Genomic DNA, 5,068 nt, shown 5'->3' with positions numbered 1-5,068 from the left:
TCGCTGCAGTCTGGCCGCTGCCATCCGCGCGACCGGGCAAGCTGAACGAATGGCAATGGAAGCCCGGCACCGGTGCCGGTGTAGCCCCCGGCGAACCGCAGCCTCGCGGTTCCTGACCGAAGGGAGAACACCCCATGCACCGCCGTCCGCCCGTCGCCTCGCTGCTCGCGCCGCTCGCCGCCACGCTGCTCGCCGCGCTGTCCGCCGCTCCCGCCCATGCCGTGCCGGTCACCGACCCGGCCGGCGACATCCTGTCGACCTATGCCGGCGTGCCGGCGCAGGGCGATGTCGATGTGCTGTTCGCCGAGGTCATCTTCAACGGCAGCGGTTTCCACCTGAGCGCGACGCTGGCCGACACGCTCGGGCAGACGCCGGGCGCGCTGTACGTCTGGGGCTTCGATCGCGGCGCCGGCACCGAGCGCTTCGCGACGCTGCCGGGCGGTGTCGGCGTGCTGTTCGACTCGGTCGTGGTCATCGATGCGCTCGGCACCGCCACCGTGCGCACGCTGGCGCCGGGTGTGGCCGTCACCGCGACGCTGAGCGCGAGCCTCGTCGGTGACACGCTGAGCGTCGACGTGCCGCTGTCGGCGCTGCCCTCGGCCGGCTTCGCGCCCGGCGCCTACACGTGGAACCTGTGGCCGCGCGTCGGCAGCGGCAACAACAACCAGATCACCGACTTCGCGCCCGACGGCAACGCCGATCCGGCGCTTGCCAACGCGCTGGTGACGGTGCCGGAGCCGGCCAGTCTGGCGCTGGCGGCCGGCGGGCTCGGCCTGATCGGCCGCCGGCGCCTCCGGCACCGCTGAAGCGGCCGCGTACGCTCAGGCCGCGACGCAGGCGCGCTGGCGCTCGATCCAGCCGGCGACCTCGGCCGCCGGCATCGGCCGGGCGATGCCGTAACCCTGACCGCAGTGACAGCCGAGTTCGACGAGGCGGCGGATGTGCGCCTCGGATTCGACGCCCTCGGCGATCGCGCGCCGGTTGAAGGCGCGGCAGAGACCGAGGATGCCGAGCACGATGGCCTGATCGCTCGGACTGTCGAGCATCGAGGCGATGAAGCTGCGGTCGATCTTCAGCGCGTCGAGCGGCAGGCTGCGCAGGTGCGTCAGCGACGAGTAGCCGGTGCCGAAGTCATCGAGCGCGACGCTGACGCCGAGCGCCTTGCAGGCCTCGATCACGGCGACCGTCGATTCGAAGTCATCGATCGCGACGGTCTCGAGGATTTCGAGCTCCAGATAGCCGGGCGGCACCGATGGCGTCGCCGCGAGGATCGCGCCGAGCCGGGCCGCGAACGACGGGTGCAGCAGGTGATGCACCGAGACGTTGACGCTGACCTTCAGCCGCAGGCCGGCGGCCAGCCAGGCGTCGATCTGCCGGCAGGCGCTGGCGATCACCCATTCGCCGAGCGTCGCCGACAGCTTCTTGTGCTGCAGCGCGTTCCAGAAGGCATCGGGCGCGAGCAGGCCGCGCTGCGGATGGCGCCAGCGGATCAGGGCTTCGAGCCCGGTCGGTGCGCGCGTGGCGAGGTCGATCTGCGGCTGGTAGAACAGCTCGAACTCGCCGTTGCGCAGGCCGGCGGCGACCGCTTCGAGCTCGTCGTGCGCGGCCTTCAGGCGCCGTTCGACCTGCGGATCGAAGAAGCGCACGCCCTCGCGCCCGGCGTTCTTGACCTCGTACATCATGTGATCGGCGTGGCGCAGCACGCTGTCGGCCTCGAGGCTGTCGTCCTGGATCAGCACGACCCCGATGCTGGCGGTGACCTGCACGGTCTGGCCATCGCTGCGGCCATCGAGCCGGATCGGCTCGCGCAGCAGCCGGCTGATGCGCTCGAGCACGGCCTCGCAGTCCTCGGCCGACTCGACCTCGGTCAGCAGCAGCGCGAACTCGTCGCCGCCGAGCCGGGCAGCGGTGTCGCTGGCGCGGATCGCGCCCTTCAGGCGCTGGGCGATGACGCCGAGCACCTGATCACCGGCGTGGTGGCCGTGGCGGTCGTTGATCGGCTTGAAGTGATCGAGATCGATGTAGGCGAGCGCGGCCAGCATGCCCGGCTCGCGCGCGCGCCGCGCGATCAGCTGCTGCAGGCGGTCGGTCAGCAGCGTGCGGCTGGCAAGCCCGGTCAGCGCGTCGTAGTACGCGAGTTCGTGCAGCCGGCGTTCGAGCGCGGTGCGGCGCATCGCCCCGGTGACCGAGCGCATCAGCCCGACCGGATCGAGCTGGTTCTTGGTCAGGTAATCGTTGATGCCCGAGCGCACGGCGGCGCCGGCGATCTCCTCGTCGCCGAGGCCCGTGACCATGATCGTCGCGCAGCGCTGCGGCACGACCTCGCGGATCAGGTCCATCAGGTCGAGCCCGGTGAGCCGGCCGAGCCGGTAGTCGACGATCATGCAGTCGAACGCCTGCTCCTGCAGCAGCGCCAGCGTCTCCTCCGGATCGCAGGCCTCGACGACGGTGGCATCGGGTGCGGTGCGCAGCAGCATGCGGCGCACGCGCTCGCGATCGACATCGTCGTCATCGACCACCAGCAGCCGCAGCTGCGCCTTGTCAGTGGTCTCCGGCCAGGGGAGCGGAATCCGGAAATCGGGCATGGCGGCTTATCCCGGCAGGCGCACGGTCTGCTGGTAGACGTCGAGCAGGCTGACCAGATGCCGGAACTGCGGGCCGATGCAGGACTTCACCATGTAGCCGGCGATGTTCTCGTGGTAGGCGCGCGTGCGGTCGGTGTCGGCATCGGAGGTCGTCAGCACGAACACGACGGTGTCGCGCAACCGCTCGTCGGCGCGCAGGTTTTCGAGGAACTCGAAACCGTTCATGCGCGGCATGTTCAGGTCGAGCAGCACCAGATACGGCCGGTCGATGCGCTTGCCCGCGTGCGTGCCGCGCAGCACGTGCAGGGCTTCGAGGCCATCCTCGGCGGTGACCACGACCGGTTTCAGGTCGCACTTCGCGAGGCTGCGCAGCACGGCCTCGGTGGCGACATCGTCGTCATCGACGAGCAGCAGATTCATTCTTGTCATCGTGCAGGTCTCGGCGCTGGAAGCGGGGCCACCAGACGTGGAACGTGGTCTGGCGCAGTTCGGGGTCGGAAGTCAGTTCCAGCCGGCCCCCGTGGGTCTCGGCCAGTCGCCGCGCAACGGCCAGCCCGATGCCGCTGCCGCCGCGCTCGGCGGCGGTCAGCGTCTGGAACAGCTTGAAGATGCGCTCCTGCGCCGGCTTCGGGATGCCCGGCCCGTCGTCCGTGACCGTCAGGTGGCAGTAGCTGCCCTCGGCCGTGCAGCCGATGCGGACCAGGCCGTGCTCGCGGTCGTGGTGCTTGATGGCGTTGGCGATGAGGTTGCGCAGCACCGTCTCCAGCGGCGTCGGCGGGCTGAACAGCCGGATCTCGACAAGCTCGCGGCGCAGCTCGAACCCCGGCGGCAGCTGCACGAGCTCGCAGACGCGATCGAGCAGCGGGTCGAGTTCAAGCTCGCGGAAATCGGTGGCGGCGCGGCCGGCGCGGGCATAGCTCAGCAGGTTGTCGATCAGCTGCTCCATGCGCTGCACGCGCAGCGTGATGCGATCGAGGTTCTTCACGACCGCCGGCGCCGGGGCCTCGCCGAGGTCCTCGCGCACCCAGGACAGCAGGTCGCTGATGCCGCGCAGCGGCGAGCGCAGGTCGTGCGAGGCGACGTAGGTGAATTCCTCCAGATTGGCGTTGGTCTTGCGCAGGTCGAGTTCCATCTTCTTGCGCTCGGTGATGTCGGTGATCGCCGCCAGCATGCAGGTCTCGCCGTGCAGCGTGATCGGGCTCAGGCCGACCTCGACCGGGAACTCGCTGCCGTCGCGGTGCAGGCCGGTCAGGTCCCGGCCCGCGCCCATGCGCCGCATCTGCCGGTCACGGCCGTACTGCTCGCGCAGGCCGGCATGGGCACTGCGGTAGCGCTCGGGCAGCAGGGATTCGATCGGGCGGCCGAGCAGTTCGTGCGTGGCATAGCCGAACAGGGCGTCGGCCTGCGGATTGGCGAGCACGATGCAGCCGCTGCCGTCGACGACGACGACGCCGTAGGGCGCGCCGTCGACGACCTGACGGAACAGCAGCTCGGCCTGCCGGTTCGCGGTCAGATCGGTCAGCGTCGCCAGCACGAAGCGCTCGCTGCCGAGCACGAGCGGGCTGAGGCCGACCTCGACCGGCAGTTCGCTGCCATCGCTCATCCGCGCATGCAGCGCGCGCCCCTGCCCCATCGGCCGGCGCTGCGGCTGCTGCAGGAAGCCGGTGCGCCAGCCCGCGTGCGCAGCACGCAGCGTCTCGGGCAGCAGGTCCTCGACCGGACGGCCGACCAGCTCCGTGGCGTCGTAGCCGAGCGTGTCGGCCAGCTCGCGGTTGACGAGCCGGATCGTGCCCCGGACATCGGCCAGCAGCGCGCCGACCGGCACCGCGTCGATCAGCCCGGCCAGCACGTCAAATCCGGCCCCGAGGCCCGGTTCATCATCCAGCGTCATGCCTGCCCCCTTGAAACCCGTTCCGGCCCGCGCAGCCGGACTCGTCCGTCAAGCCATCCGCACGGTCCCCGTGTTCCGGGTCCGTGCCGGCGTGTCGGAGGAGCGTAAACACGCACATCAGCCGCCAGCGTGTCGATCCGCGTTGCGTTTCAGTCGTTTACGTGTTGCCCCGCAGCATCGCCAGCCGTGCCGGCAGCCGTGAGGGGGAAGGAATCGGCCGCCGGCGACACGGCTTGAGCCATCCGGCAAGGGAATTCCGGCCGCGGCGACTCACGACTCACGGCTCGCGCAGCAGCGCCAGTAGGTCCTCGGCCGACAGCAGGCGGCTGTCGCCGGCATCGGCGAGCAGGCTCTCGGCGAGATCGCGCTTGCGCCGGTGCAGCTCGACGATGCGCTCTTCGAGCGTGTCCTGCGCGACCAGCCGGTAGACAGTGACCGGCCGGGTCTGGCCGAGGCGATGGGCGCGGTCCGAGGCCTGATCCTCGACCGCCGGGTTCCACCACGGATCGAGGTGGATCACGTAGTCGGCGGCGGTCAGGTTCAGGCCGGTGCCGCCGGCGCGCAGGCTGATCAGGAACAGCTCGCCGTGCCC

The 5,068-nt window shown here is 70.6% G+C and carries 5 protein-coding genes; 1 reads left to right on the top strand and 4 read right to left on the bottom strand.

The annotated features are described in order from the left end of the window. Positions 1-134: 134 nt before the first annotated feature. Positions 135-806: a PEP-CTERM sorting domain-containing protein gene (locus PKE44_RS14875; protein WP_324552560.1), complete on the top strand. Its 672-nt coding sequence runs from the start codon at positions 135-137 to the stop codon at positions 804-806. Between the two features lie 15 nt (positions 807-821). Here the strand turns inward: PKE44_RS14875 and PKE44_RS14870 are convergent, their stop codons facing one another. The 4 genes from PKE44_RS14870 to PKE44_RS14855 all read right to left on the bottom strand — a co-directional run. Continuing rightward, positions 822-2,585 carry a GGDEF domain-containing response regulator gene (locus PKE44_RS14870; protein ID WP_324552558.1) on the bottom strand — a complete coding sequence of 588 codons (1,764 nt, stop codon included), beginning with the start codon at positions 2,583-2,585 and terminating at the stop codon, positions 822-824. A gap of 6 nt (positions 2,586-2,591) precedes the next feature. Continuing rightward, positions 2,592-3,014 carry a response regulator gene (locus PKE44_RS14865; RefSeq protein WP_324552556.1) on the bottom strand — a complete coding sequence of 141 codons (423 nt, stop codon included), beginning with the start codon at positions 3,012-3,014 and terminating at the stop codon, positions 2,592-2,594. Then, positions 2,983-4,476: a PAS domain S-box protein gene (locus tag PKE44_RS14860; RefSeq protein ID WP_324552554.1), complete on the bottom strand. Its 1,494-nt coding sequence runs from the start codon at positions 4,474-4,476 to the stop codon at positions 2,983-2,985. The genes PKE44_RS14865 and PKE44_RS14860 overlap by 32 nt, the downstream gene beginning before the upstream one ends. Before the next feature lie 277 nt (positions 4,477-4,753). Continuing rightward, a partial coding sequence (locus PKE44_RS14855; RefSeq protein ID WP_324552552.1) for a C-terminal helicase domain-containing protein occupies positions 4,754-5,068 on the bottom strand: 315 nt, incomplete at its 5' end.

Origin of the sequence: Plasticicumulans sp., assembly GCF_035331805.1 — a bacterium.
In the GTDB taxonomy this organism is placed as follows: domain Bacteria; phylum Pseudomonadota; class Gammaproteobacteria; order Competibacterales; family Competibacteraceae; genus Plasticicumulans.
Note: the sequence above shows the minus strand (reverse complement) of the source record. Positions and strands in the feature narration are given on the sequence as shown.

Excerpts from the sequence above, each read along its gene's own strand:
- PKE44_RS14865 (WP_324552556.1), bottom strand. The coding sequence starts at position 3,014 with ATGACAAGAATGAATCTGCTGCTCGTCGATGACGACGATGTCGCCACC.
- PKE44_RS14875 (WP_324552560.1), top strand. The coding sequence starts at position 135 with ATGCACCGCCGTCCGCCCGTCGCCTCGCTGCTCGCGCCGCTCGCCGCC.
- PKE44_RS14860 (WP_324552554.1), bottom strand. The coding sequence starts at position 4,476 with ATGACGCTGGATGATGAACCGGGCCTCGGGGCCGGATTTGACGTGCTG.
- PKE44_RS14870 (WP_324552558.1), bottom strand. The coding sequence starts at position 2,585 with ATGCCCGATTTCCGGATTCCGCTCCCCTGGCCGGAGACCACTGACAAG.